At 27.8% G+C, this 24,171-nt stretch carries 29 protein-coding genes and 1 tRNA gene; 11 read left to right on the top strand and 19 right to left on the bottom strand.

Features of this window, described 5'->3' with window-relative positions:
- Positions 1–3 precede the first annotated feature (3 nt).
- Together ABXT56_RS05620 and ABXT56_RS05615 are read right to left on the bottom strand one after the other, a co-directional pair.
- Positions 4–594, bottom strand: coding sequence for a DsbA family protein (locus tag ABXT56_RS05620; protein ID WP_415299731.1), 591 nt, complete (start codon positions 592–594; stop codon positions 4–6).
- Positions 591–1,079 (bottom strand): DUF721 domain-containing protein, encoded by a 489-nt coding sequence (locus ABXT56_RS05615; RefSeq protein ID WP_415299730.1) that lies wholly within the window; start codon positions 1,077–1,079, stop codon positions 591–593. The genes ABXT56_RS05620 and ABXT56_RS05615 overlap by 4 nt, the downstream gene beginning before the upstream one ends.
- A 13-nt stretch (positions 1,080–1,092) precedes the next feature.
- On the opposite strand from ABXT56_RS05615, the gene ABXT56_RS05610 reads away from it, so the two are divergent.
- Both ABXT56_RS05610 and ABXT56_RS05605 read left to right on the top strand, forming a co-directional pair.
- Positions 1,093–2,073, top strand: a complete 981-nt coding sequence (locus ABXT56_RS05610) for an A/G-specific adenine glycosylase (RefSeq protein ID WP_415299729.1) — start codon at positions 1,093–1,095, stop codon at positions 2,071–2,073.
- Positions 2,070–3,218 carry an FAD-dependent monooxygenase gene (locus tag ABXT56_RS05605; RefSeq protein ID WP_415299728.1) on the top strand — a complete coding sequence of 383 codons (1,149 nt, stop codon included), beginning with the start codon at positions 2,070–2,072 and terminating at the stop codon, positions 3,216–3,218. Before ABXT56_RS05610 ends, ABXT56_RS05605 begins: the two co-directional genes overlap by 4 nt.
- 19 nt (positions 3,219–3,237) lie before the next feature.
- Here the strand turns inward: ABXT56_RS05605 and ABXT56_RS05600 are convergent, their stop codons facing one another.
- The 3 genes from ABXT56_RS05600 to ABXT56_RS05590 all read right to left on the bottom strand — a co-directional run bounded on the left by ABXT56_RS05600 (position 3,238) and on the right by ABXT56_RS05590 (position 5,719).
- The gene (locus ABXT56_RS05600; protein WP_415299727.1) at positions 3,238–4,305 is read right to left on the bottom strand and encodes a site-specific DNA-methyltransferase; all 1,068 of its coding nucleotides are present in this window, start codon (positions 4,303–4,305) and stop codon (positions 3,238–3,240) included.
- 122 nt (positions 4,306–4,427) lie between these two features.
- Complete coding sequence (locus ABXT56_RS05595; RefSeq protein ID WP_415299726.1) at positions 4,428–4,988, bottom strand: ribonuclease HII; 561 nt, start codon at positions 4,986–4,988, stop codon at positions 4,428–4,430.
- Positions 4,985–5,719, bottom strand: coding sequence for a uracil-DNA glycosylase (locus ABXT56_RS05590; protein ID WP_415299725.1), 735 nt, complete (start codon positions 5,717–5,719; stop codon positions 4,985–4,987). Before ABXT56_RS05590 ends, ABXT56_RS05595 begins: the two co-directional genes overlap by 4 nt.
- A gap of 11 nt (positions 5,720–5,730) precedes the next feature.
- On the opposite strand from ABXT56_RS05590, the gene ABXT56_RS05585 reads away from it, so the two are divergent.
- From ABXT56_RS05585 to ABXT56_RS05570, 4 genes are all read left to right on the top strand, one after another.
- On the top strand, positions 5,731–7,416 hold the full coding sequence (locus tag ABXT56_RS05585; protein ID WP_415299724.1) for a tetratricopeptide repeat protein: 1,686 nt from the start codon (positions 5,731–5,733) through the stop codon (positions 7,414–7,416).
- Positions 7,417–7,419: 3 nt separating this feature from the next.
- Positions 7,420–8,265: a 4-(cytidine 5'-diphospho)-2-C-methyl-D-erythritol kinase gene (locus tag ABXT56_RS05580; RefSeq protein ID WP_415299723.1), complete on the top strand. Its 846-nt coding sequence runs from the start codon at positions 7,420–7,422 to the stop codon at positions 8,263–8,265.
- Between the two features lie 32 nt (positions 8,266–8,297).
- Positions 8,298–8,371, top strand: a tRNA-Gln gene (locus tag ABXT56_RS05575).
- A 3-nt stretch (positions 8,372–8,374) separates the two neighbouring features.
- Complete coding sequence (locus ABXT56_RS05570) at positions 8,375–9,649, top strand: CCA tRNA nucleotidyltransferase (RefSeq protein WP_415299722.1); 1,275 nt, start codon at positions 8,375–8,377, stop codon at positions 9,647–9,649.
- Here the strand turns inward: ABXT56_RS05570 and greA are convergent.
- From greA to ABXT56_RS05555, 3 genes are read right to left on the bottom strand one after another with little or no spacing between them, the layout of a single operon-like run.
- Positions 9,646–10,122: a transcription elongation factor GreA gene (gene greA, locus ABXT56_RS05565; protein ID WP_415299721.1), complete on the bottom strand. Its 477-nt coding sequence runs from the start codon at positions 10,120–10,122 to the stop codon at positions 9,646–9,648. The genes ABXT56_RS05570 and greA overlap by 4 nt on opposite strands.
- Position 10,123: 1 nt before the next feature.
- The gene (gene hemF / locus ABXT56_RS05560; protein ID WP_415299720.1) at positions 10,124–10,951 is read right to left on the bottom strand and encodes an oxygen-dependent coproporphyrinogen oxidase; all 828 of its coding nucleotides are present in this window, start codon (positions 10,949–10,951) and stop codon (positions 10,124–10,126) included.
- The gene (locus ABXT56_RS05555; protein ID WP_415299719.1) at positions 10,952–11,413 is read right to left on the bottom strand and encodes a tRNA (cytidine(34)-2'-O)-methyltransferase; all 462 of its coding nucleotides are present in this window, start codon (positions 11,411–11,413) and stop codon (positions 10,952–10,954) included.
- An 85-nt stretch (positions 11,414–11,498) separates the two neighbouring features.
- Here ABXT56_RS05555 and petA point away from each other — a divergent pair, with 85 nt between their 5' ends.
- The 3 genes from petA to ABXT56_RS05540 are packed head-to-tail and all read left to right on the top strand — an operon-like array spanning position 11,499 to position 14,061.
- Positions 11,499–12,008: a ubiquinol-cytochrome c reductase iron-sulfur subunit gene (gene petA, locus ABXT56_RS05550; RefSeq protein ID WP_415299718.1), complete on the top strand. Its 510-nt coding sequence runs from the start codon at positions 11,499–11,501 to the stop codon at positions 12,006–12,008.
- Positions 12,009–12,017: 9 nt separating this feature from the next.
- Entirely contained in the window at positions 12,018–13,277 is a 1,260-nt protein-coding gene (locus ABXT56_RS05545) for a cytochrome b (RefSeq protein WP_415299717.1), read from the top strand.
- Positions 13,278–13,281: 4 nt separating this feature from the next.
- Positions 13,282–14,061: a cytochrome c1 gene (locus tag ABXT56_RS05540; protein ID WP_415299716.1), complete on the top strand. Its 780-nt coding sequence runs from the start codon at positions 13,282–13,284 to the stop codon at positions 14,059–14,061.
- Here ABXT56_RS05540 and ychF read toward each other — a convergent pair.
- Genes ychF through lgt form a run of 7 tightly spaced genes read right to left on the bottom strand, consistent with a single transcriptional unit; the run spans position 14,038 to position 19,967 of the window.
- Positions 14,038–15,111 carry a redox-regulated ATPase YchF gene (gene ychF / locus ABXT56_RS05535; protein WP_415299715.1) on the bottom strand — a complete coding sequence of 358 codons (1,074 nt, stop codon included), beginning with the start codon at positions 15,109–15,111 and terminating at the stop codon, positions 14,038–14,040. The two genes, ABXT56_RS05540 and ychF, sit on opposite strands and share 24 nt — an antisense overlap.
- Positions 15,111–15,671, bottom strand: a complete 561-nt coding sequence (gene pth, locus ABXT56_RS05530; protein ID WP_415299714.1) for an aminoacyl-tRNA hydrolase — start codon at positions 15,669–15,671, stop codon at positions 15,111–15,113. The genes ychF and pth overlap by 1 nt, the downstream gene beginning before the upstream one ends.
- Before the next feature lie 45 nt (positions 15,672–15,716).
- On the bottom strand, positions 15,717–16,415 hold the full coding sequence (locus tag ABXT56_RS05525; RefSeq protein ID WP_415299713.1) for a 50S ribosomal protein L25/general stress protein Ctc: 699 nt from the start codon (positions 16,413–16,415) through the stop codon (positions 15,717–15,719).
- A gap of 43 nt (positions 16,416–16,458) precedes the next feature.
- Complete coding sequence (locus ABXT56_RS05520; protein WP_415299712.1) at positions 16,459–17,391, bottom strand: ribose-phosphate pyrophosphokinase; 933 nt, start codon at positions 17,389–17,391, stop codon at positions 16,459–16,461.
- A gap of 9 nt (positions 17,392–17,400) precedes the next feature.
- Positions 17,401–18,165: a peptidoglycan editing factor PgeF gene (gene pgeF, locus ABXT56_RS05515; protein ID WP_415299711.1), complete on the bottom strand. Its 765-nt coding sequence runs from the start codon at positions 18,163–18,165 to the stop codon at positions 17,401–17,403.
- Complete coding sequence (locus ABXT56_RS05510) at positions 18,152–19,207, bottom strand: SAM-dependent methyltransferase (RefSeq protein WP_415299710.1); 1,056 nt, start codon at positions 19,205–19,207, stop codon at positions 18,152–18,154. Before ABXT56_RS05510 ends, pgeF begins: the two co-directional genes overlap by 14 nt.
- Positions 19,194–19,967, bottom strand: a complete 774-nt coding sequence (gene lgt / locus ABXT56_RS05505) for a prolipoprotein diacylglyceryl transferase (protein WP_415299709.1) — start codon at positions 19,965–19,967, stop codon at positions 19,194–19,196. Before lgt ends, ABXT56_RS05510 begins: the two co-directional genes overlap by 14 nt.
- A gap of 32 nt (positions 19,968–19,999) precedes the next feature.
- On the opposite strand from lgt, the gene ABXT56_RS05500 reads away from it, so the two are divergent.
- A complete protein-coding gene (locus ABXT56_RS05500) occupies positions 20,000–20,254 on the top strand; it encodes a hypothetical protein (RefSeq protein ID WP_415299708.1) in 255 nt (84 codons plus the stop codon).
- Here ABXT56_RS05500 and ABXT56_RS05495 read toward each other — a convergent pair.
- The 3 genes from ABXT56_RS05495 to ABXT56_RS05485 are packed head-to-tail and all read right to left on the bottom strand — an operon-like array spanning position 20,232 to position 22,639.
- Positions 20,232–21,551: an ATP-binding protein gene (locus ABXT56_RS05495; RefSeq protein WP_415299707.1), complete on the bottom strand. Its 1,320-nt coding sequence runs from the start codon at positions 21,549–21,551 to the stop codon at positions 20,232–20,234. The two genes, ABXT56_RS05500 and ABXT56_RS05495, sit on opposite strands and share 23 nt — an antisense overlap.
- Complete coding sequence (locus ABXT56_RS05490; RefSeq protein WP_415299706.1) at positions 21,532–22,209, bottom strand: response regulator; 678 nt, start codon at positions 22,207–22,209, stop codon at positions 21,532–21,534. Before ABXT56_RS05490 ends, ABXT56_RS05495 begins: the two co-directional genes overlap by 20 nt.
- Complete coding sequence (locus ABXT56_RS05485; RefSeq protein WP_415299705.1) at positions 22,202–22,639, bottom strand: MarR family winged helix-turn-helix transcriptional regulator; 438 nt, start codon at positions 22,637–22,639, stop codon at positions 22,202–22,204. The genes ABXT56_RS05490 and ABXT56_RS05485 overlap by 8 nt, the downstream gene beginning before the upstream one ends.
- A gap of 70 nt (positions 22,640–22,709) precedes the next feature.
- Between ABXT56_RS05485 and ABXT56_RS05480 the strand changes: the two genes are divergently transcribed.
- Complete coding sequence (locus tag ABXT56_RS05480; protein ID WP_415301401.1) at positions 22,710–23,585, top strand: branched-chain amino acid aminotransferase; 876 nt, start codon at positions 22,710–22,712, stop codon at positions 23,583–23,585.
- A gap of 1 nt (position 23,586) precedes the next feature.
- On the opposite strand, the gene pgsA is transcribed toward ABXT56_RS05480, so the two are convergent.
- Positions 23,587–24,171, bottom strand: a complete 585-nt coding sequence (gene pgsA / locus ABXT56_RS05475) for a CDP-diacylglycerol--glycerol-3-phosphate 3-phosphatidyltransferase (RefSeq protein WP_415299704.1) — start codon at positions 24,169–24,171, stop codon at positions 23,587–23,589.

The raw sequence follows: 24,171 nt of genomic DNA, 5'->3' as shown, positions 1-24,171 counted from the left end.
AACTTATATCAGTTTTTCTAGATATTTTTTTAAATTCTTATAATTTAAGGCTTTATCAAACTTTTTGTCATTAATTATTATCGTAGGAGTAGCATTGACCTTGAATTTTTTTACACCTTCGATTCGATCATTTAACACAAAGTCTTCAATAGCTTTATCGTTTAAACATTTTTCAAAACTAACGTTTACACCTTCGTCTTTTAAAAATTTTTTTAAATATATTTTAGCTTCCTCAGGTGACGTACCTTTTGCCCATTTTTTTTGACCAGAGAACAAAATATTCAATATATCTGCATTACCGTCATTATTACATTGTCCAATTTTGGAAGCATTAAATGCTGCAATATCCAGAGGAAAGTGTCTAAATTCAATTCTCACTAAACCTTTGTCTATAAAATCTTTTTTAAGGTCTGGATAAACATTCTTATGAAAATCTGCACAGTGACCACATGTTAAAGATTCATAAGCAATTATTGTGATTTTAGAACTTTTTTCTCCTACAGAAATTCTTTTTATAGACCGATCGTTTTCTGCGATCAGGCTGTTGGCAAAGCCAAAAAACATAATAAATAAAATTGAGATTATTCTCTTCATCTTTGTTTAAATAATTTAGTTAATTCTAATAATGATTTTTTAATCTTATCGTTTTTAATATTATTTATCCTAACTGCAAATTTGCTATTTGTCACATGATTTTCATTTTCATCTATCTTTCTGAATTTAGTTTGAGCATCATCAAAACTTATAAAATTTAACTTTTCAACAACAGTGTAACCAAAAAAACTATTCATTTTATCCGTTATTTCTTTTTTTGAATATTCTAAATCTACTTCATGTCCTCTTTTAACCATCACACATAAAGTGCTTACACCAAATTTATTTGAATTTTTAAATGATTTTGGATAGCATATTTGAAAAATCTCATTACCAACAATGTATTTCCAATTATTTAGAGTTTCAGAGAATATATGTCCTTTCTTTTTAATTATTTTTTTTATGTTTGTTGGTAAAGTATCTTTAAAGGATCTTAATCCTTGAAAGCTTCTATTTCTCTGCTTAATATTATTTTTAAAAGACATATTAGTTTAAAACATGATAGCAAAAAAAATTCTTTATTGGTACGATAAAAATAAAAGGCCTCTTCCTTGGAGGGCAAGATCCTCTGCAAAGAAAAAAGAGTATTTTACACTTGTAAGTGAATTTATGCTTCAACAAACTCAAGTTAAAACAGTCATTCCATATTTCAATAATTTTTTAAAAAATATTCCCAATTTTCAATCGCTTGCAAAAGTAAGTGAGGCTAAACTTCTAAAACATTGGCAGGGTCTTGGTTATTACTCAAGAGCAAAAAATTTAAAAAAAAGTGCAAAATTGATTATGGATAATTATTACGGAAGACTTCCAGACAACTTTGAAGAACTAAAAAAACTTCCTGGCGTAGGAGATTATACTGCAAGTGCTATATCAGCTATAGCATTTAATAAGCAAATAATTCCACTAGATGGAAATATAGAAAGAGTTTTAAAACGTATTTTAAACTTGAAAACAGAAGAAGAGATAAAAAAAGAAAACCTTCATAAACAAAAAAAAATTTTTGGTAAAACGAAAAGATCAAGTGATTACGCTCAAGCCCTAATGGAAATAGGAGCACTATTATGCAAACCAAAAAATCCATATTGTGATATGTGTCCGATAGCTAAAAATTGCTTATCTTTTAAAAGAAATGATTTTGAAATTAAAAAAAAAGATAAAAAGATAATAGATAAATTTTATCTTGCAACTTTATATAAAAATGACGATCAGCTCTTATTAATTAAAAACGATAAATTTAAATTTTTAAAAAACTTACTAATTTTTCCAATGAAAGAGATAACTCGATCAGATTCTTTATTAAAATCGAGAATAAAACTGAATGTTAAAATGTCAAATATGAATATGAGTATATCAATAGATTTTTCATATATTAAAAATAAACCTAAAAATGGTATGTGGATTGAAAAAACAAAATTAGAAAATTATATGATACCAACATTTACAAAAAAAATATTTGCATCTGTTAAAAACAATTTATGAAAAAGATAGCAATAATAGGTGGGGGAATTTCAGGTTTATATATTGCTAATTTATTGAGACAAAATTCAAATTATAAAATCACAATTTATGAAAAGAATAATTCTGTAAATTTAGAAAAAGGTTACGGTATTCAGCTTTCTGTTAATAGTATTAAATTACTAAATAAGATTGGTTTTCAAAACATTAATCCTAAAGAAAAGTTTTGCCCCAACAAGGTAAGTTTTTATTCCTTAAAAAATAAAGATAAAATATGTGATTTAAATATATCAGTTTTTAATGACAATAATGATAAGTACACAACTCTACAGAGATTTACTTTAATAGATTTTTTAAAAAATAAACTTCCAAATAATTTAATAGATTATAATAAAAAAGTTATTGAAATAAAGAATGTGTCAAAAATTATTCAAATAATTTTTGAGGATAACTCATCAATAGAATGTGATTATTTAATTATATCTGATGGAATATTTTCAAAAACCAGATCATTAATTACCGATAAGGAAATCAAACCAAAGTATTTTAACTCGATTGTTGTAAGAGGAAATATTGATAAAAATAATCTTCAGAATATAGATCATAATAATATATCTTTATTTTTAGGATCTAATTTGCACTCCGTAGTTTATCCGGTTAACCAAGATGTTCAGTTTAACTTTGTCGCTATTCTTAGAAAGAAACTAAATAGTGAGGAATTAGCTGATTATAGTTTATTTGATAGTAAAGAGTTCATTTCATCTACTTTATTGGAAATATCAAAACAAGTGGATAGTAATATTATTGAAAATTTAATAGATATTAAGTGCTTTCCTATATTCTCAAGCACAGAAATATTTCAGCCTAAGAATAAAAATACTTTCGTTATCGGAGATGCTTTTTTTGCTTTTCCACCAACTTTTGCACAAGGTGCATCTCAATCAATAGAGGTTGCTCATGAACTATATAGAAATTTAGAAAATCAAAACGATCAATTTAACATTGAGAGAATTGAAAGAACTAAGATGATTGATCGGAAATCAAAATTTAACTATTTTGTTTTCCATTTATCCAACCCAATAATAACCTGGGTTAGAAATTTACTAATGAAAAAATTAGTAAAAAATAAATATTTTTTAAAAAAATATTTGGGAAGTATTTACAAATAAATATAAAAATAATTTGTTCTTATTTATTTAAGAATCTTTGTCTTAAATTATCTATTGGAACTATTGAACTTCCAACTCTACAATGCCAATATGTCCAACCATTACAACTTTCTGCACCAAGAATTGTTGCAGCAACCTTATGAATTGATCCCTCAGCTTGGTTATGTTTGATACTCCCATCAGCCATAATTTTAGCAACAATCTTTTTCTTTTGATCAAATATAGTTGTGCCAGGTTTTATTATTCCAAGTTCAACCAGTGATCCAAAAGGTATTCTAGGTTTAGACCTATTATTTTTAAGAGTATCCAAGAAATCATCTTCTATAGGTTTTGTTTTTTTTAATCTTTCCTCTGCAGCTTTAAAATAATTCTTTTCTTTTTCTATACCATAATAATTTCTACCTAATTTCTTAGCCACCGTTGCAGTAGTTCCAGATCCCAAAAATGGATCTAAAATCAAATCACCTTTTTTAGAGGATGCTAGTAAAACTCTATGAAGCAAAGACTCAGGTTTTTGAGTAGAGTGAATTTTTTTTCCATTCTTTTTAAGTCTCTCTGCACCATTACAAATAGGTAAATTCCAATCAGACCTCATTTGAAGATCATCATTTAAACATTTTAAAGATTGATAGTTAAAAGTATATTTTGACTTCTCACTTTTAGATGCCCAAATTAAAGTCTCATGAGCATTAGTAAATCTTGTTCCTCTAAAATTAGGCATGGGGTTGTTCTTGTTCCAAATAACATCATTTAGAATCCAAAAGCCCAAGTTTTGTATCGCTGTTCCTACTCTGAAAATATTATGGTAGCTTCCTATAACCCAAATAGCTCCATCTTTTTTTAAAATTCTTTTACACTCTGAAAGCCAAGCAACTGTAAACTCATCATATTTTTTAAAGTTTTCAAATTGATCCCATTTATCGTTAACAGCACTAACTTTAGTTCTGTCTGGCCTTGTGAGTAAATTTTTTAATTGTAGGTTGTATGGTGGGTCAGCAAAAACAAGATCAAAGGTTTCACTTGGAATTTTTTTTAATTCCTCAAGACTGTCACCATTAATAATCTTATTTTTTAAATTGTTGTCCATTTTTATATAAAACAATTAGACTCCAAATGGATTCTATGGTCAACTTCAGATTGAATTAATCAGATTCAATTTGTGTTAAGTTTTTTTTAGATAACTAGATGTTGTATTGTTACACGTGAAACTTAAAAAAGATCAGAAATAGGTGAAAAAGTTTTTCGATGATGTTTAGTAATACCAAGTTTTTTAATTGCTCTTAAATGCTCTTTAGTTCCATAACCTGAATTTGTCTGCCATCCATAATTATTAAACTGTTTTGAAAGTTTTGTAATAAATTTATCTCTGCTTACTTTTGCAATTATAGATGCTGCGGAAATACTGGGAATTTTTTGGTCGCCCTTAATTACATATTTTAATTTATAATTTTTAAGATTGGGCAATTTATTCCCATCAATTAAAACTAAAGAAGGCTTCTTAGTTAATTTTAGTATAGCTCTTTTCATTGCAAGTAAGCTTGCATTTAATATATTTATTTTTTCAATTTCTTTAGTTGACGCTTTACCTATAGCCCAAGTAGCGTTAACTTTTATATATTTGTCAAGCTTTTCTCTTTTATTTTTAGACAAACTTTTAGAATCTTTTAATAGATTTTTATTAATAGATTTATTTAATATTACAGCTGCCGCATAAACTGGACCTATTAAACTACCTCTACCAACTTCATCAACACCAGCTAAAATTTTCATAAAACATTTAACTTTAAATCAATAATTTTTTGTTTAATCATTTTTAAGTCTTCCCATGAATATTTTTTATTTTCAGGAACCCTTAAAAGATAGGAGGGGTTAAAAGTAATTATAACCTTGTAACTTATATTTTTTACAATAATTTCCCTCCATTTTCCTCTTTCCAAAGATATTTTGCTATTTAAACCAGTTAGTGATTCCATAGCGGTACTGCCCATAAGTATTATTATTTTAGGTTTAATAATTGAAATCTGTTTTTGCAAAAATTGGGAGTATCTTTTTATTTCTGTAGATGTAGGTTTTCGATCTTCTGGAGGTCTAAAATTCACAGCATAAGTGGTGTAAATATTTTCTTTTCTAATATTTATTGCGCTTAACATTTTTTCTAAAAGACTGCCAGCCTCCCCTAAAAATGTACGTCCAGTATTATCTTCTTCAGTACCTGGAGCTTCCCCAACTAGCATTATTGGGCTGTTTATATTGCCATCTCCCAAAACAGTTTTTTGTGAATTATCTTTTAAATTACAATCATTAATTGAGTTTATTTGTAATTTTAATTCATTTAACTGTTTATCTTTATCAATCTTATCGAAACTATTATCCTTATTCAGGCCGTTGGTGTTATTTTTTAATCTATTAATAGGATTGTCACTAAAAATAAAATTAGAATCAAGAGAGTTTAGTAACTCTGAGTTATAATTCGTATTTTGATTTATTACTTTTTTAGACATACAATGATCTAATGTTGATAAAATTATTAAAAATTTCCTTAATATTACTATTTTGTCAAAGTCCATTATACTCAAAAAATAAGACTTTAAGCAATTTTAATTCTTATCATTTATCAAATTATTTTTCTGGTATTGTCGCCCATGAAAATAGTGATAATTCTAAAGCTTTAAAATTTTTTAAATCATCAAAATATTTAATTAAACAACACAATTCTTATCTTTCAAACTATATAAACGTACTTGTGCTTGAAGGTAGGGTTCAGCAAGCCGCAAGTGAAATTAGACAAAATTCAACAGAAGAAAATTCTAATTTTTTTGAAGCCCACTTATTACTTGCCTTAGAAAATCTAAAAAAAAAAAAATACAAAAAGAGTCAAAAGTATTTACAAAAAGCTTATCAATTTATAAATAATGATAGACTTTCTTTAATAGTTGCAGAAACACTTAAGCAATATTTGTATGTTTTTGAAGAAAATAGAATTTCAAAAACAAAAAATAAATTTGGCAGTTTTTCTTTTATAAACGAAGTTTTTCAAAGATGTTATTTGAATGACAAAGATACAAAAGTTTATTTTGAAAAATTAGTTAATTCACAAAATGATGTAGACTACTCAAGATATATATTTTTTTATTTAAATTATTTATTAACAAACAGTAATTATGAAGAGGCAAAAAATATTACTGATGATTTAGACTATTTAAATTCATCTTTGCTCGTTTCACAGGGAAAAAAATGGGTAGAAAGTCAAAAAACAGAAGAATTTAAAAAAGTATTTTCATGCGGTAACCCTACAGACATAATAGGTGAATTTTTTTTTTTAGTATCTAATCTTTACTCGTCTAGAGATAACTATGAAAAATCTAATTTTTATTTAAATATATCTTATTACTTAAATCCTAAATTTAAATTTAACCTATCTTTATTAGCTGAAAATTATTACTTAAATCATAACTACTTAAAAACAAAGAAAATTTTAAAGTCTTTTGAAGAAAATGATGAATTTTATTATTGGTTTAGATTAAAAAAAGAAGCACAAATAATTTCTAAAACACAAAATAATCATAAATCTTTAGATTTTATAAATAAAAAATTTAAAAAAATTCAAAATCCCTCAATAAAGATAATTTTTGATATTGCTAACTTAAACAAAAATGCAAAAAAATATAAGAAAGCTATAAAATATTATGATCAAATAATTTCAAAAATTGACATTAACACGTTACTTTATGCGGAAATTTTATATAGGCGTGGAGGTAGTTATGAAAGGTTAGGTAATTATTTTAGTTCAGATAAAGATTTATTAAAATCATTAGAAATTAATCCAGATGATGCGTATGTGTTGAATTATTTGGCTTATTCTTGGTTAGAGCGCGAATACAAAATAGACTTATCTCTACAGATGCTTGAAAAAGCTTACGCCCAAAGAAGTAATGATCCTTATATAATTGACTCAATAGGATGGGCTTATTATCTGGTTAATGATTATATAAAAGCTGAAAATTTTCTAAAGCGAGCAGTGGAATTGATGCCAGGAGATCCTATCGTAAATGATCATTATGGAGATATTCTTTGGAAATTAGATAGAAAAATACAAGCAAGGTATTTTTGGAAAAATGTTTTAAATTTAGAAGAAACAGAGGATGAAATGAAAAAAAATATTAAAAATAAATTGATAGAAGGTTTGATCAATTCTTAATTTATGAGAAGCTTTACTATTAAATCCTATGCTAAAATTAATCTAGCGTTACATGTTACTGGAAAAAAAACAAAATTACATAAAATTGAAAGTTTAATTTCTTTTATAGAGTTGCATGATTTAATTAATTTAAAAAAAATAAATAAAAATGATCATATAGTAACTTTTAAAGGAAAGTTTTCTAAAAATATTAGTAATGTAAATACAGTTACAAATTTACTAAAACTACTAGATGAAAAAAATTTACTCAATAATCAAAAATTTGAAATTAAAATTTTAAAGAGTATACCTCAACAAGCAGGAATGGGCGGTGGATCAATGAATGCTGCAAGCTTAATTAATTTTTTTATTAATAAAAAAATAATAAGAATAAAAGAAAATAAATTAAAAAAGCTAATAGATCAAATAGGTTCTGATGTTATTTTGGGAATAAAACCAAAAAATATAATTTTGTCTCATAACGGCGATATAACAAAATATAATAAAAATGTTAGGCTTTATACATTAGTTGTCAAACCAAGCTTTGGTTGCTCAACTAAATATATATACTCAAGAGTAAAAATATTTTCAAAACCAAAATTCAATTTTCCCCAAGCAAAAATGTTTGACGCAAAATATCTTAAAACTTTAAATAATGATCTTGAGAATATTGCTTTTAAAAAATACCCAAGACTTAAAAAAATAAAAAAATTTTTATCAGATATGCCTAGTAATATATTTACTAGAATGTCAGGATCTGGTTCTTCTATTGTTGCTTATTTTGACAATAAGAAGGCCTGTAGTAATGCATATAGTCAATTTAGAAGGAAATTTAGTGGTCACTGGTGTATAAAATCAAAAACTATATAATTTTTTTTTTTTATGATATATGAAATTAATATTGGGGCATAGCCAAGCGGTAAGGCACTGGTTTTTGGTACCGGCATCCTAGGTTCGAATCCTAGTGCCCCAGCCATATATGAATAATTTATTGTATAAAATTTTTTTTAGATTCCAAAATCTTAATTATATAAACTCAGGTTTTAAAAAAGTAGAAAAAGATACTGAAGTACGTCAAATATTTAATGCCATTGGTGCTTTTTCTAAAAATAGTGAAATTAGATATGTTGGTGGTTGTGTTCGTAAAATCATTAATAGAGAAGTGGTTGATGATATAGATTTTGCTGTAAATTTAAAACCAAAAGAAGTTTGTGATGCACTTAATAAGAAAAATATAAAATATTATGAGAGTGGAGTTGCGTATGGAACTATTACAGCATTAATTAACAATATTAAGTTTGAAATAACTTCGCTAAGAAAAGATATTGATACTGATGGACGACATGCAAAGGTCGAATTTTCAGATAATTGGAAGGAAGATGCCTCTAGAAGAGATTTTACTATAAACTCTATTTATGCAGATATCAAAGGAAGTTTATTTGATCCTTTTGATGGAAAAAAAGATTTGGAAAATGGAAAAGTCGATTTTATTGGAGATGTGGAAGTTAGGATAAAGGAAGATTATTTAAGAGTGCTAAGGTATGTAAGATTTTTTCTCAATTACTCCAAGGACAAACATAATCCTAAAGTTATTAATGCAATCAAGAGAAATTTAAGTGGCGTTTTAGCAATTTCATCTGAAAGATTGTTAGACGAGTTTCAAAAGTTATTAAAATCTAAAGGTTTTTCAAAACTAGCTAAAGATAAAGATTGTTTAGAAATTGTAAATCTTATATTTCCCCAATTTAAAAATATTTCTATGTTTGGCAAATTAAATAATTTTGCTGAAAAAAATTTCCTCAAGGTAGATTTTATTTTTTTAATTTCCTTAATGGTTATTGATGGCACCGATAACGCGGATTACTTTATATACAAATTTAATTTATCTAAAAAAGATAAAAAAAGACTATTATTTTTAAATAGCTTTTATTCAGAAAAATTTACTAATAAAATTTTTTTAGAAAATAAATTAAATAAAATTTTTTATTTTAATGGAAGAGAAGCTTTAATGGATATTATTTATTTTAAAATTTTCAAATCAAATAAAGTGGATAATAAATTGATAAAATTAATTGAAATTTTTAAAGAAAAAAAGATTCCAAAAATGCCCTTTAAAGCAAATATGTTAATACAGAAATACCAATTTCTAGAAGGAAAAGAGCTGGGTAAAAAGTTAGAAGTAATTGAAGAAACTTGGGTTAATAATAATTTTAATATTTCAGAGAAAGAAATTCAAAAAATAGTAAGTAATTAAACATATTTAACATCTTTTATTTCAAATTTTTTTACACCTGCAGGAGTTTTAATTTCAACTAAATCATCTTTATTTTTTCCTATCAATCCTTTACCAATTGGAGATCGAAAAAATATCAATTTTTTTTGTAAGTCTGCTTCATCTCTTCCTACAATTTTATAAGTAATCTTTTCTTCAGTGTCTAAATTTTCTAGATATACTGTTGAACCAAAAATAACCTTTCCATCATTATTTATTTTTGTAACATCAATTACATTTGCCCTTGCAATAATATCATTAATTTGTGCTATTCTTCCTTCATTGTGTGATTGCTCTTCTTTTGCAGCATGATATTCGGCATTCTCTTTTAAATCGCCATGTGATCTAGCTTCAGAAATAGCAGCCACTATCTGTGGGCGTTTTTTTTCTTTTAAAAAAATTAACTCTTCTTTTAACACTTCAAGTCCAGCAGTTGTAATTGGTTCTTTTTCCATTTTAATCCCATTTTGCTAATGGTGGTAAAGACATTAAAATTCCATCAACATTACCACCAGTTTGTAGTCCAAATTTTGTTCCTCTATCATAGAGTAAATTAAATTCAGTATATCTTCCCCTTTTAATATACTGCAATTCTTTTTCTTTTGTAGTCCATTTTTTTTTGTACTTCATCTTTATTATTAAATTAAATAACATTTGAAAAGTAACACCTAAATCAGATACAAATTTAAAGTCTTTTTCCCAATTATCTTTTTTGTAATCAAAAAAAATACCACCAATACCTCTAGTCTCTTTACGATGAGGCAGGTAAAAATAATTATCACACCATTTTTTATATTTTTTATAATACTTTTTATTGTGCCGATTACACATTTTTTCTAATTCAAAATGAATTAATTTTTTTTCTTTTGAATCATTAATACAAGGCGTCACATCCATTCCACCACCAAACCAACCATGTGTTGTATAAATGAATCTTGTATTAAAATGGATTGCTGGGACATGAGGATTCTTCATATGCATTACAACGGATATTCCGGAGGCCCAAAAGTTTGGATTTTTAGAGCAACCAGGAATTTTTTTACTCATTTCTTTAGAGAATTTCCCATACACTTCAGAAAAATTTACACCAACTTTTTCAAAAACTTTTCCATTTTTTAGAATCCTAAACTCACCACCACCTTCGTCTTTAATTTTACTTTTGTTCCATGATTTAGATTTAAACCTTATTTTTTTATTTTCTATTTTTTCAATATTATCACAAATAATATTTTGCAATAACCTGAACCAATTAGAAGAAAGTTTTTTTTTAATTTCTTTATTCATTTATCTAGTAAAGATTGTTTGTCTTAAATTTTCAGATAAAATTATAGCAACAGAAGATGCTATATTTAAAGATCTTTTATTGTCCATCATAGGTATTTTTAATCTATACTTAATTGAATTATGGACTTGATCAGGCACACCAGCACTTTCTCTTCCAAATAACAGTGTATCACTACTTTCAAACTCGAATTTTGCATAGGATTCAGATGATTTTGTTGTTAACAATATTATTCTATTGCCTTTTTTTGTCTTAAAAAATTCTTCTGAGCTTTGATAAAATTTTATTTGACGTTCGTCCATGTAGTCCATAACAACTCTTTTAAACCTTTTATCACTTAATAAGAATCCACATGGCTCAATAATCTCTAAATCAGCACCAAGACAAGCACAAGTTCTAATAATTGCAGCTGTATTTTGAGGAATATCTGGCTCATACAAGGCTATTTTAGGTCTTAAATTCATAGTTATGTGTCATTGTTTCATTGGAAAAAAAACTTTTTTCTTATATGAAATCATATATTAGATAACAATATACAAAAAATTAAAGATGTCTGAAAAAAAACCTGAAAGAAGAGAATTTTTGTTCACAGCCTCATATGCTGTTGGTGCTGTTGGGGTGGGGGCTGTTGTTTGGCCTTTAATTGATCAAATGAACCCAGATGCCTCAGTTAAAGCATTAGCTACCACAGAAGTTGATGTTAGTTCAGTTCAACTAGGAAAAACAATTACAGTTCTTTGGAGAGGAAAGCCTGTTTTCATTAAAAGAAGAACTCCCGAAGAAGTTGCTGAAGCAAGAGCTGTTAAGATGGAGGATTTAAAAGATCCACAAAAAGATGAAGATAGAGCAAAAGATCCAGAATGGTTAGTAATGTTAGGTGTTTGCACACATTTAGGATGTGTACCTTTAAATGATAAGGGAGACTACAATGGTTGGTTCTGTCCTTGTCATGGCTCACACTACGATACATCTGGAAGAATTAGAAAAGGTCCAGCACCAACAAACATGGAAGTTCCCAAATATGAATTTGTTAATGATAACACAATTAAAATTGGATAATAAATAATTATGAGTAATCACGAATATGTCCCTAAATCAAAATTTGGAAAATGGTTTAATGACAGGCTTCCCCTTTTATCACTTGCTAGTCATTTAACCGACTATCCTACGCCGAAAAATTTAAATTACTGGTGGACTTTTGGTGGAATACTAACTTTTTGTTTAATAACACAAATCGTAACTGGTTTGACGTTAGCAATGCATTACATTGCTCATGCTGACTTAGCTTTTGAAAGTGTTGAACACATCATGAGAGATGTAAACTATGGATGGCTTATAAGATATATACACGCAAATGGTGCATCAATGTTTTTCTTAGCAGTATATATTCATATATTTAGATCTTTATTTTATGGATCTTACAAATCTCCAAGAGAAATAATTTGGATTATTGGAATAATAATTTATCTTTTAATGATGGCAGCAGCTTTCATGGGGTATGTACTTCCATGGGGTCAAATGAGTTTTTGGGGAGCTACCGTTATTACAAATCTTTTTAGCGCAATACCTTTGGTCGGTGAAGGAATAGTAAATTGGTTATGGGGAGGTTATTCTGTTGATAATCCAACTTTGACAAGGTTTTTTACACTGCACTATTTAATTCCGTTTTTAATTTTAGGTCTAGTAGTTCTTCATATTTGGGCCCTACATGTTCCTGGAAATAACAATCCAATAGGGATTGATGTTAAAAAGCCTTCTAAGGATACAGTGCCATTCCATCCATACATTGTAATTAAAGATGCTTTTGCATTATTAATGTTTACGATTGTTTTTGCATTTTTTGTATTTTATTCACCAAACATTCTTGGTCACGCGGACAATTACATAGAAGCAAACCCTATGGTAACACCAGCACATATTGTTCCTGAGTGGTACTTATTACCCTTTTATGCAATTCTAAGGTCTGTGCCTGATAAATTAATGGGCGTAATAGCAATGTTATCTGCAATTTTAATTTTAGCTGCACTACCGTGGTTAGATACATCAAAAATTAGATCAGCTGTATTTAGACCTCTTTACAAGCAGTTTTACTGGATATTGGTAGCTGATGTATTAATTCTTGGTTATGTGGGTGCAATGCCAGCAGAAGGTTTGTATTTATTAATTGCTAGAGTTGCTACTGCTTATTACTTTATTCATTTTTTAATAATCTTGCCAGTGCTAGGGTTCAAAGAAAAAACTATACCTTTGCCATTAAGTATTACAGAGCCGGTACTTGGTGGGGCTCCAGTAGCTTCAGCTCTTAAGAAAAAAGAAAGTTTAAACTAATTTAGTGAAAAATATTTTTAAAATAGTTTATTTATTAGTTTTCTTATTTTCAGGCAATCTTCAAATCAGTGCTGCGGAAAAAGTAGATCTTTTGAAAACAAATTGGAGTTTTAAGGGATTATTTGGAAAATTTGATAGAGGTTCATTGCAAAGAGGTTATCAGGTATATACGGAAGTTTGTTCATCATGTCACTCAATGAAATATGTGAGTTATAGAAACCTATTTGAACCAGGTGGACCAGAGTTTACTGAAGAACAAGCTAAAGCTATAGCTTCAAGTTTTGAAGTTACTGATGGGCCAAATAGTGATGGTGAAATGTTTTTAAGACCAGCAAAATTATCAGATAAGTTTGTTATGCCATATGAAAATGTTAAAGCAGCACAAGCAGCAAATGGAGGGGCTTATCCACCTGACATGTCTGTATTAGCAAAAGCTAGAAGTGGTGGTGTTGACTATATTTATTCATTACTTTTAGGTTATGAAGATGCACCAGCTGGAGTATTACTTGATGATGGCGTTTATTATAATAAATACATGTATGGTAATAATATTAAGATGGCAGAACCATTGTCTGATGACTTAATTGAGTATAGTGATGGCACTACTGCCTCAAAAGAGCAGATGGCTAAAGATGTAACAACATTTTTAATGTGGGCCGCAGAACCACATTTAGAGTCTAGACACAAAATGGGCTTCAAAGCAATTTTATATTTAATTATTTTAACTATTTTAGTTTATTTTAGTATGAAGAAAATTTGGTCACGTATTGAATCTGAAGTTTAATATATCGCCGTCTTTCACAATATAATCTTTTCCTTCAAGTCTCATTTTTCCATTCGTTTTAGAATTTGTCCAACCGTTGTTAGTGATGAAATCTTCATAAGCAATTGTCTCAGCTCTTATAAAGCCTTTTTCAAAATCAGTATGGATTTCTCCAGCTGCTTTTGGAGCAGTACAATTTTTTTGAATTGTCCATGCTCTAGTTTCCTCTGGACCAGAAGTAAAGTAAGTATCTAACTCTAAAACATTGTATCCTTTTTGAATTAACATATTTAAACCTGTTTTTTTTAATCCAATCATTTCCATATAATTTTCTTTTTCTTCATTCTCTAACTGATTAATTTGATTTTCAATATCAGCTGAAACTATTAAAGTGTTTTTTTCTCCAAATTTTTGAATGAAAGCTTTAGTGTATTGGTTACCATTTTGAACACTTGCTTCATCTACATTACAAACAAAAATTTTAGGTTTTAAAGATAATAAACTACTTTGATTAAGTAATTTTTTTTCAAATTGGTCGTAAAGAACTTTGATATCTCTAGAATTACTAATACAATCTAAAGCAACTTCTAATATTCTCAACTGATCCTCATTTATATTTTTTTTATTATTTTTTTCTAATCTTTTTTGGATGGACTCTATATCTGCTAGCATCATCTCAGTTTCAATAATTTCTAAATCTCTCACAGGATCTACTGTGGGGTTTACATTTTGAATGTCATCAGAATCGAAACATCTGATCATATGTATTACTGCATCAACTTCTCTAATATGAGATAAAAATTTATTTCCCAGGCCTTCACCTTTTGAGGCACCTTCTACAAGACCTGCAATATCTACAAATTCAATTGTAGTATTTATCTTTTTTTTTGATTTGGATACTTCTGTTAATTTATTTAGTCTTTCATCTGGAACAGGAACAACACCAACATTTGGTTCAATAGTGCAAAAAGGAAAATTTGCTGCTTGTGCTTTACTAGAATTAGTCAGTGCATTAAATAATGTGGATTTGCCTACATTAGGTAATCCAACGATACCACATTTAAAACTCATTATCTATTATTTACTGTACTTGCGAATAAATCTAATTTTTTATCAATCAATATAGACATTGAATTAATGATGTTGTCAGTTATTTTTTGTAGCTGCAATAATTCCTCTTCATCAAAATCTTTTAACACATGGTCTGATACATCAGCTTTAGTTTTAGGTCTACCAATCCCAATTCTTACTCTTGAGTAATCTTTTCCAATGAATTTATCTATAGATTCTATACCGTTATGCCCAGCACTAGACCCTGCAAATTTTGCTTTTACTTTTCCAAACTCAATATCAAGATCATCATGAAATACAATCACATCTTCTGCATCAATTTTAAAGTACTCAATTAACTCTCTTATGCATATTCCAGAATTATTCATAAAAGTTAGAGGTTTTATTGCATAAACTTTTTTATCTTCAATATTACCAGTAGTTAGCAATCCTTTAAATTTTGGTTTTTGCTTAGATAGCCCAAACTTTTGATTGAGTGCATCAATCAATTTAAACCCAATATTGTGTCTATTATTTTCGCTATCAGGAGTTGGATTACCTAAACCTACAAATAAAAGCATAATTTTTTTAGATCGTATCTAGGAATTTTCACTATAATAAATTTATTATTTTTTTTCTTCAGGAGCTTTTTTTTCTTCACCTTCTTTTTTATCTCCATCAGCTGCTGGAGCTGCATCTTTACCATCTGCTGGAGCCTCTTCTCCTTCTGCAGCTTCTGCCTCAGCTGGTTTTTCTGGTTCTTTCATAACCGTAGGTGCTGCTAATGTTGCAATCACAAAGTCTCTACCTAAAATAGTTGGAGTAACACCCTCTTCAAGTGTAACTGAAGATATTTTAAAACTTTCTCCAATTTCAATTCCATCAAGATCAATTACAATTGCTTCAGGGATCTTTTCACTAGGGCATTTTAATTCAATTTTTCTTCTAACTATATTTAGTACACCACCTCTTTTTAAACCTGGAGATGTTTCATGGTTAATAAATTGGACTGGAACCTCTATTCTAATTTTTGCTCCAGGAATAACTCTGAGAAAATCAATATGAGTAGGTTCATCTGATATTACATTATATGTAATTTCTCTTGGTAGCACATTTTGATTCTTACCATCAATATTAAGAGTAATAATACTTGATAAGAAACCCTCTTTATCTAAAAGAGATTTAAGGATTTTTTTTGATATAGAAACTTTTTCATTCTGCTCACTACCACCATAAATAATGGCTGGAACATTGCCATTCAATCTTAGAGATCTAACATCTCCTTTAGATTTAGTATTTCTAATATTTGCTTCAAGTGAATTCATAAAAAAGGGTTTCTAGCGTAAGTTCCTTAATAACTCAAGATAATTATTTAAATAGATCTGATACCGAAGTAGAATTAGAAATTCTTTTAATTGCCTCTCCCATTAGTGTCGAAATGGGTAAAACTTCTATATTTTTAACATTTTTAATTTTATTATGGTTGTCAATAGTATCAGTTATCACTAATTTTTTAATTACAGACTCTTTAATTCTATCTACAGCCTCTCCAGTAAGAACACCGTGTGTAATGTAAACATAAACTTCTTTTGCTCCTCTATCTTTCAGAGCTTTAGCAGCATTTACAATCGTTCCACCAGAGTCAATTATATCATCAACCATGATGCAAGTTTTTCCTTTTACATTTCCTATCACATTCATGACTTTAGATTGACCTGGTTTAGGTCTTCTTTTATCAACTATAGCAAGTTCAACACCAAGCATTTTACCAAGAGCTCTAGCTCTTTCAGTTCCACCAACATCTGGTGCAACACATATGATATTTTTACTTTTAATATTTTTTTTTGCATGTCTCCCAAAAATTGGTGTAGCAAATAAATTATCCACCGGAATATCAAAGAACCCTTGAATTTGGCCCGCATGAAGATCTACAGTAACAACTCTATCGGCACCCGCTTTGGTAATTAGATTAGATACTAGTTTTGCTGAAATAGAAGTTCTTGGTACTACTTTTCGATCTTGTCTAGCATATCCAAAATAAGGAATTACTGCAGTAATATTTTTAGCTGAAGATCTTTTAAGTGCATCAATACAAAGTAATAATTCCATTAAGTTATCATTTGCAGGTGATGAAATAGATTGAATTATAAAAATACTATTACCTCTAATGTTTTCATTAATCTCTATATAAATTTCTCCATCTGAAAATTTTTTAATACTCGAATTAACAAGTTTAGTTTTTAAATATTTAGCAATAAGTTTGCTTAGAGGTTTGTTGCTGTTTCCCGTTAATAATTTCATGAGATAATATTAATTAATCATAATTATTGAAATATTTCTACCATAATCATTCTCATTGCGGCTAATAGATCTTCTAGCACTGAAAAATTTATTTTTAATATTAAACGTATCCTTATCAATAATATCAATTTTCTTAATATTTAGGCTCTTTAATTGAAAGTAGATATATTTATTTAAACTAAAAAAATTTTTATCCTTATTTTTTTTGAAAAAAAGCATATTTTTTTTGTTTTTTTTAATAAATCTTTTTATAAAGTCTTTTTTAACCTCATAGTTATTACTTGAAATACACGGACCTATAACAGCAGTAATATTTTTTTGGAAACAGCCTTTTTTAATCATAAATTTAACAACCTTTTTTACAATATCTTTATAAGCACCTCTCCAGCCCGCATGAATTGCTGCTACCATCTTTATCTTACTGTCATAAATTAATATTGGTGCACAATCAGCTGTTAGAACAGCAATAGGTAAATGTTTTTGATTGGTTATTACTGCATCGGCTTTAGGTTTTTTTTTATTATCATATTTATCATCAATATAAATAAATTTATTACTATGAAATTGATGAAGTAAAAAAATATTTTTTGCTTTTTTGCTAATTTTTTTTCTTACTATTTGTAAGTTTTTTTTAATATCTAATTTATTATCTTTTGAGGCTGGACCACAATTTAAGCTTTTATAAATATCTTTTGATTTGCCCCCAACACTATTAAAAAAACCATGCTTTAAATCTTTTATTTTTGATAGTTTTTTTGACCTAATCAATTTCAAAGCCTATCTTAAATTTATTATTTGTTTTCTTAACTAGCATAACCTTGAATAACTCCCCCATTTGCTTTTCATCTATGAGACGTCTAATTCTGTAAAATAAGTCAGATTTTTTTGAAAAAGGTATATTTTCACTTATAATTTCTGCTCTTTGAACTATTCCCATGCTAGTTAAAAATTTTTTTTGATTACTAACTACAGAATCTAAACAATTAAATTGAGCAACAAATTTTTCAAATAAATTAAAGTTAATATTATAAGTTATATCAGAGTCTCCAATATCCTCCAAAACATTAGAATATTTATGATTATTCACAGCCTGTAAGGTCTCATACATTTTTGAATTCAAGTATCCATAATCAATTATTAATATTCCTCCATCATTTTTTTTAATTATGTTGCAAATATCTTTTAAATATTTAAATGAGAGCGGTGAATATTCGATAATGTCTTGATTTTTTGAAATTTCAAAATTTAGGTTTTTTTCAATCTTCCTAATATCTGTTATGTGCTCTTTAAACTTTGCTTTGTTGATTTTTTTTAAATCTACGAATCTTTCAAACCAGTCTTTTTTTTTCCTAAAAAACTGTTTAATTGGTAGGGCATCAAAAAATTCATTAGCTAAAAAAATTGTTGGACTTGAATTAGTTTTATTAATATCATTAACCCAGTTGACGTCATCAGATTTTAAATTTTGTTGTTGTAGATTAGTTAAAAAAATACTTTTTTCGTATATTTGAAAATTACAATTATTAGCACATTCTGGAAAATTTTTCAGTGTTGCAATTATCACTTTCATCATTTCACCATTTCCTGCACCCAGTTCTAATAGATTGAATTTTTTTGGCGAACCAATACTTTTCCAAAAAGTTACCACCCAAATAGCAATTATTTCTGAAAAAATTCTAGTAATATTTGGTGCAGTGATAAAATCTCCCTCTTTTCCAAAAGGGTTTTTTTTCATGTAATAACCAATATCTTTGTCGTAAAGAGCAAATTCTATAAATTTATCTAGGGGTAGGCTAAATTCTCTATTTATTTTCATTTTTAATATAAAATAGGATTGTTCCAATTGTTACAAATATCAAACTAATAATTTGACCCATTGATAAATTAAGCACTATGTAACCTAGTTGTTCATCTGGCATTCTAAAAAACTCAACAAAGAATCTAAATATTGAATAGAAAATTAGAAACAATCCTGAAATTAAACCAGGTTTTGTTAAATAATTTTTTTTTCTAAAATACATAAGTATTAAAAATAAAATAGCACCCTCCAAAACTGCCTCATATAATTGCGATGGATGTCTTGGTAAAATATCTACTTTAGTAAACGTAACTGACCACAAGACTTCTGTGGTTTTTCCATAGAGTTCTGAATTTATAAAATTAGCCAATCTTCCAAAAAAAATTCCAATGGGAGCTACTAATGACACAAGGTCCATGTATTCAAATGGATCTTGATTGTTTTTTTTTGCAAAAATGATGCTCGAAAGAATTATACCTATTAAGCCACCATGAAATGACATCCCACCTTGCCATATCTTAAAAATATCCAAGATATTATGCAAATAATAATTAAAGTTATAAAATATTACGTATCCTAATCTTCCACCTAAAATTATTCCAATAATCAAATAGGTTATGTAATCATCAAATTTTTCACCTATATCTGAATTTTTAATGAATATTTTTTTACAAAACAACCAGCCAATTATAATCCCAAATATATAGGCCAATGAATACCATCTAATTTCAAGTGACATAATCTGAAAAGCAACTGGGTCAAAATTATTAATGAACATTTTAAATAATACTTATAAACTATATCTTAAATATGAAAAATTCTAAATTTATAATTGATAAGCTTAGTAAACTTTTTGAGCAGGGCATAATTTCCTCAAAAGATCTTAGTTCTGAGCTTTTTAATATTTTAAAATCTAAGAGAGATGAAATAGTTTTTAAGATGAAGTTAACAAGTAAAGAAGAAACTGATATTTTAATCAAAAGAGTTGAAAATCTAGAAAAAAAAATAGAAAAGATAGAAAAAAATAACTTAAAAAGAAGAGTTACAAAGGTAAAAAAATCTTAACTCTCAATCCATTCAAGGGAGATTTTTCTAATAAAATATTACCACCATGCGACTTTATAATGTCTGATGTGATAGACAGACCAAGGCCAACACTTGATTTAGAATCGCCTCTACTTTTATCTATTTTATAGAAAGGTTTAAAAACATTCTGATATTCATTTTTTGGTATACCTATGCCGTCATCATCAATGGTAATGATTATATTATTATTTTTTTTTATTAATTGTAAGTTTATTTTTTTTGCATATTTGATTGAATTATCAATTAAATTATTTAAAGACCTTTCAATCAAATTTTTTCTTCCATTCATGTAAGCTCTAGGAATTATTTTCTTTGATATATTTTTATTATTATATTTATTGATTATTTTTTCTATTAATTCTGAGATATTAAAGGTTTCATCTTTTTCCAAGTAAGTTGAGCTTGTAAATTGCAAATACTCATTTAGCATTTTTTCCATCTCATCAATGTCAAAAGACATTTTTTTTGATAAGTCTTTATCTTTAATAAATGATAATTGAAGCTTTAATCTGGTCAGCGGTGTCCTTAAATCATGACTTATCCCCGATAACATTTCTGATCTTTGATTAAGATGTCTTATTATCCTTTTCCTCATTTTATCAAATTCTAATCCTGCTTGTCTTATTTCCATAGCTCCCGAAGGTCTATATTCATCAATATTTTCGCCTTTGCCAAATCTTTCAGCAGCCTTAGCTAAATTTACGATTGGTCTTGTTTGATTTTTCAGAAATATTATCGCTATAGCTATCATTAGCAATGCTGGGAGAGTTATCCACAACGCAAACATTCTTGCAGATGTACTCGTTACTCTATCTTTTGGAATAAAAAATTCAAAGTAACCATTACTGTGCTTAATATTTATATGAATAAGCTCCTTGTATGCTGTTGTATCAAACCAATAATTTGTAGCTCCAAAATTTGATTTTAATTCCCTTCTTAAAGATCTATCTATAGGACTAAACCATCTTTTGTTTTGCAATTTTTTAAATAACTTATCTTTTTTGTGTTCAACATTCAGATCTAAATAAATTGAAAAAAGACCTGATAAATCATTATTGCTATATTTCCCATTATCGTAGGCTACTATGAAAGTTTTCATTTCTCCAATTAGCGCCCGAGTCATACCTTTATTTGTTTTAATCCAAAGACTATCAAAAAAAACAATAGTTATAATTAGTTGTAAAACAATAATTGGTACTGCAACAATTAATAAGGCACGATAAAATAATCTACGTGGTAAATAATTTTTAATAATTTTACTCAATCCAAAGAACATAGCCAGCTCCTCTTAAGGTTTGTAAATATTTTGGATTCTTTGGATCAATTTCTATTTTTTTTCGTAATCTTGTTATTATTACATCTACAGATCTTTCTTTATCTATGTTTATTAATCTACCAATATCCTCTCTAGAAAAAGTTTTGCCAGGATTATTAATCATTTTTTCTAAGATAATTTTTTCAGTGTTGTTTATTTTAAATTCATTATCATTTTTAATAATCAAAAGTTTATTTAAATCTATTTTAATATTATCAAAAGTAATAATTCTTTTTTGATTAATTTCTTTTGTCTTACTTAGAATATTTTTTATTCGTAATATAAGTTCTTTTGGTTCAAAAGGCTTTGCCAAGTAATCATCTGCACCTATCTCCAATCCCTCTACTCTATCTCTTGTTTCTCCTTTCGCAGTTAATAGTATAATTGGGGTTTCAATTTTTGATATATTTTCTTTAATAAAATCTAGACCACTCTTTCCAGACATCATCACATCTAGAACTATTAAATCAAATTTAATAATAGAAATTTTTTCTTGAGCATTTTCTGCACTATTAGAAGTTGTAACTAAAAAATTATTTTCATTTAAATATTGTTTAATCAAAGATCTAATTCCATCATCATCATCAACAACCAAAATATGAGCTATAAAATTATTCATTAATTATTTTTCTTAATACATTATCAAAATTAATAACCTGTTCTGAACTTGAATTTAAAAGTGCAGTATAAATCCTTTTTTTTTGAGTTGAAAATATTTCATTAAAAATATTTTTTCCTTTTTCATTTAGAAATACATGTTTTATACGTGTATCTTTCTGACCTTTTTCATAAAAAATAATTTCTAGCTTAATCAAGTCTTTTAAAACTCTATTTAAACTTTGTTTAGTAATCTTTAATTTTTTTAGAAGTTCAGAAATTGTAATCCCTTCGTACATCGAAAGTAGATGAAGTACTTTGTGATGAGCTATGCCAATTGAATATTTGTCTAAAGACTTCTTTGCATCCGAAAAAGACTCTCTGTAGCAGGTAAATAAGTTTTTAATTAACTCTTTTAATTGAGCATCTTTTAAATATAAAAGTTCTTTCATTATTGGTAAGTTATATTGACATATTATAGATACAAAGATAATTTTAATGAAAATTAAAATTATTTCACACATGATACCCTACGACAAAAGATCTGGTAAAATTTGGTATAATAATGAGCTTGTTGATTGGGCTGATGCCAATATTCATATTTTAAACCATGGACTTCATTATGCTAGTTGTGTTTTTGAAGGAGAAAGAGTTTACGAAAATTTAATATTTAAATTGAAAGAACATACGGCAAGACTTTTTTATTCAGCAAAGAGAATGGGAATGAAGATTCCTTATACTGAGGAAGAAATAAACGAGGCATGTAATAAAATTATTTCAGTTCAAAATGTAAAAAATGGGTACGTGAGACCTACTGTTTGGAGAGGTAGTGAAATGATGGCAATTTCTGCACAACAAACAAAAATTCATGTAGCCATTGCTACTTGGGAATGGGGATCCTACTTTGATCCAAAGTTGAAAGTAGAAGGCATAAGATTAAATATATCAAATTGGAGAAGACCAGCTCCAAATACAATACCATGGGACACAAAAGCATCAGGTCTTTATATGATTTGTACATTATCAAAACATGAAGCAGAGCAGCAAGGATACACTGACTCTCTAATGCTTGATCACGAAGGAAATGTAGCTGAGGCTACTGGTGCTAATATTTTCTTTAAAGATCAAAAAGGTGAAATACATACTCCAATACCTGATTCTTTTTTAGATGGAATTACTAGAAGGACAGTCATTGATATTGCTCAATCAAAAGGGATTAAGGTTAATGAAAGAAAGATTTCTCCCAATGAATTAACAAATTTTGTTGGATGTTTTTTAACTGGGACTGCAGCAGAAGTTACTCCAGTATCTTGTATCGCTAATAATAAATATAAAGTTTGTGAAACTATAATTGATTTAAATGAAAGTTATCAAGCATTAGTAAGAAAAAATAAATAATTTACTTTTTATTATCCTCAGATATTGCGTGATCAATACCTTTTCTTAAATATTCATACCCAGTGTAAAGAGTTAAAAATGCTGAAAGCCAAAGTAGGATTATTCCAATGGTTTGAGCGTTATAGTCTTGAAAGTTTAAAATTTTGTTTCCAGTATTGCCGGTAAGCAGAAGAGCTATAGCAACCATTTGTAAAAAAGTTTTTAATTTTGCTAAATTGGTTACGGGTAATTTTATTTGGCCTCTTGCTAAAAATTCTCTTAAGCCTGAAATTAATATTTCTCTTGTAAGTATAATAATTGCAGCAATTACCTCGTAGTGTCTAATTGTTCCACTCATTACAAGCAATATTAGAGCAGTAGCAACAATAATTTTATCAGCAATAGGGTCCAGCAATTCACCAAGTTTAGATTCTTCACCCAACATCCTTGCTAACATTCCATCCAAAAAATCTGTAAATGAAGCGATTACAAACAATACGCATGCAGTTAAGTCACCATAAAAGCCCGGCAAATAAAATGCTAGAACAAAAAAAGGAACAATTATTATTCTACCAATTGTTAATATATTAGGAATTTTTTTAAGCAT

The organism is Candidatus Pelagibacter sp. Uisw_134_02 (assembly GCF_047720265.1).
Classification (GTDB): Bacteria; Pseudomonadota; Alphaproteobacteria; order Pelagibacterales; family Pelagibacteraceae; genus Pelagibacter.
The sequence above is the reverse complement of the archived record's forward strand: the minus strand, read 5'-3'. Positions and strand labels throughout refer to the sequence as shown.

What these genes read in the sequence shown, in the direction of transcription:
- ABXT56_RS05590 (WP_415299725.1), bottom strand. Translation starts at nt 5,719, where the DNA reads ATGTCTAAAAAAGTAATAAATCAAAATACGAATTATAACTCAGAGTTA.
- ABXT56_RS05555 (WP_415299719.1), bottom strand. Translation starts at nt 11,413, where the DNA reads ATGAATTTAAGACCTAAAATAGCCTTGTATGAGCCAGATATTCCTCAA.
- ABXT56_RS05600 (WP_415299727.1), bottom strand. Translation starts at nt 4,305, where the DNA reads ATGGACAACAATTTAAAAAATAAGATTATTAATGGTGACAGTCTTGAG.
- ABXT56_RS05580 (WP_415299723.1), top strand. Translation starts at nt 7,420, where the DNA reads ATGAGAAGCTTTACTATTAAATCCTATGCTAAAATTAATCTAGCGTTA.
- petA (WP_415299718.1), top strand. Translation starts at nt 11,499, where the DNA reads ATGTCTGAAAAAAAACCTGAAAGAAGAGAATTTTTGTTCACAGCCTCA.
- greA (WP_415299721.1), bottom strand. Translation starts at nt 10,122, where the DNA reads ATGGAAAAAGAACCAATTACAACTGCTGGACTTGAAGTGTTAAAAGAA.
- ABXT56_RS05615 (WP_415299730.1), bottom strand. Translation starts at nt 1,079, where the DNA reads ATGTCTTTTAAAAATAATATTAAGCAGAGAAATAGAAGCTTTCAAGGA.
- ABXT56_RS05605 (WP_415299728.1), top strand. Translation starts at nt 2,070, where the DNA reads ATGAAAAAGATAGCAATAATAGGTGGGGGAATTTCAGGTTTATATATT.
- ABXT56_RS05510 (WP_415299710.1), bottom strand. Translation starts at nt 19,207, where the DNA reads ATGAAAATAAATAGAGAATTTAGCCTACCCCTAGATAAATTTATAGAA.
- lgt (WP_415299709.1), bottom strand. Translation starts at nt 19,967, where the DNA reads ATGTTCATTAATAATTTTGACCCAGTTGCTTTTCAGATTATGTCACTT.
- ABXT56_RS05610 (WP_415299729.1), top strand. Translation starts at nt 1,093, where the DNA reads ATGATAGCAAAAAAAATTCTTTATTGGTACGATAAAAATAAAAGGCCT.
- ABXT56_RS05520 (WP_415299712.1), bottom strand. Translation starts at nt 17,391, where the DNA reads ATGAAATTATTAACGGGAAACAGCAACAAACCTCTAAGCAAACTTATT.
- ABXT56_RS05485 (WP_415299705.1), bottom strand. Translation starts at nt 22,639, where the DNA reads ATGAAAGAACTTTTATATTTAAAAGATGCTCAATTAAAAGAGTTAATT.
- ABXT56_RS05545 (WP_415299717.1), top strand. Translation starts at nt 12,018, where the DNA reads ATGAGTAATCACGAATATGTCCCTAAATCAAAATTTGGAAAATGGTTT.
- ABXT56_RS05595 (WP_415299726.1), bottom strand. Translation starts at nt 4,988, where the DNA reads ATGAAAATTTTAGCTGGTGTTGATGAAGTTGGTAGAGGTAGTTTAATA.
- pth (WP_415299714.1), bottom strand. Translation starts at nt 15,671, where the DNA reads ATGCTTTTATTTGTAGGTTTAGGTAATCCAACTCCTGATAGCGAAAAT.
- ABXT56_RS05490 (WP_415299706.1), bottom strand. Translation starts at nt 22,209, where the DNA reads ATGAATAATTTTATAGCTCATATTTTGGTTGTTGATGATGATGATGGA.
- pgsA (WP_415299704.1), bottom strand. Translation starts at nt 24,171, where the DNA reads ATGCTTAAAAAAATTCCTAATATATTAACAATTGGTAGAATAATAATT.
- ABXT56_RS05500 (WP_415299708.1), top strand. Translation starts at nt 20,000, where the DNA reads ATGAAAAATTCTAAATTTATAATTGATAAGCTTAGTAAACTTTTTGAG.
- hemF (WP_415299720.1), bottom strand. Translation starts at nt 10,951, where the DNA reads ATGAATAAAGAAATTAAAAAAAAACTTTCTTCTAATTGGTTCAGGTTA.
- ABXT56_RS05525 (WP_415299713.1), bottom strand. Translation starts at nt 16,415, where the DNA reads ATGAATTCACTTGAAGCAAATATTAGAAATACTAAATCTAAAGGAGAT.
- ABXT56_RS05585 (WP_415299724.1), top strand. Translation starts at nt 5,731, where the DNA reads ATGTTGATAAAATTATTAAAAATTTCCTTAATATTACTATTTTGTCAA.
- ABXT56_RS05495 (WP_415299707.1), bottom strand. Translation starts at nt 21,551, where the DNA reads ATGTTCTTTGGATTGAGTAAAATTATTAAAAATTATTTACCACGTAGA.
- ABXT56_RS05480 (WP_415301401.1), top strand. Translation starts at nt 22,710, where the DNA reads ATGATACCCTACGACAAAAGATCTGGTAAAATTTGGTATAATAATGAG.
- ABXT56_RS05620 (WP_415299731.1), bottom strand. Translation starts at nt 594, where the DNA reads ATGAAGAGAATAATCTCAATTTTATTTATTATGTTTTTTGGCTTTGCC.
- ABXT56_RS05570 (WP_415299722.1), top strand. Translation starts at nt 8,375, where the DNA reads ATGAATAATTTATTGTATAAAATTTTTTTTAGATTCCAAAATCTTAAT.
- ychF (WP_415299715.1), bottom strand. Translation starts at nt 15,111, where the DNA reads ATGAGTTTTAAATGTGGTATCGTTGGATTACCTAATGTAGGCAAATCC.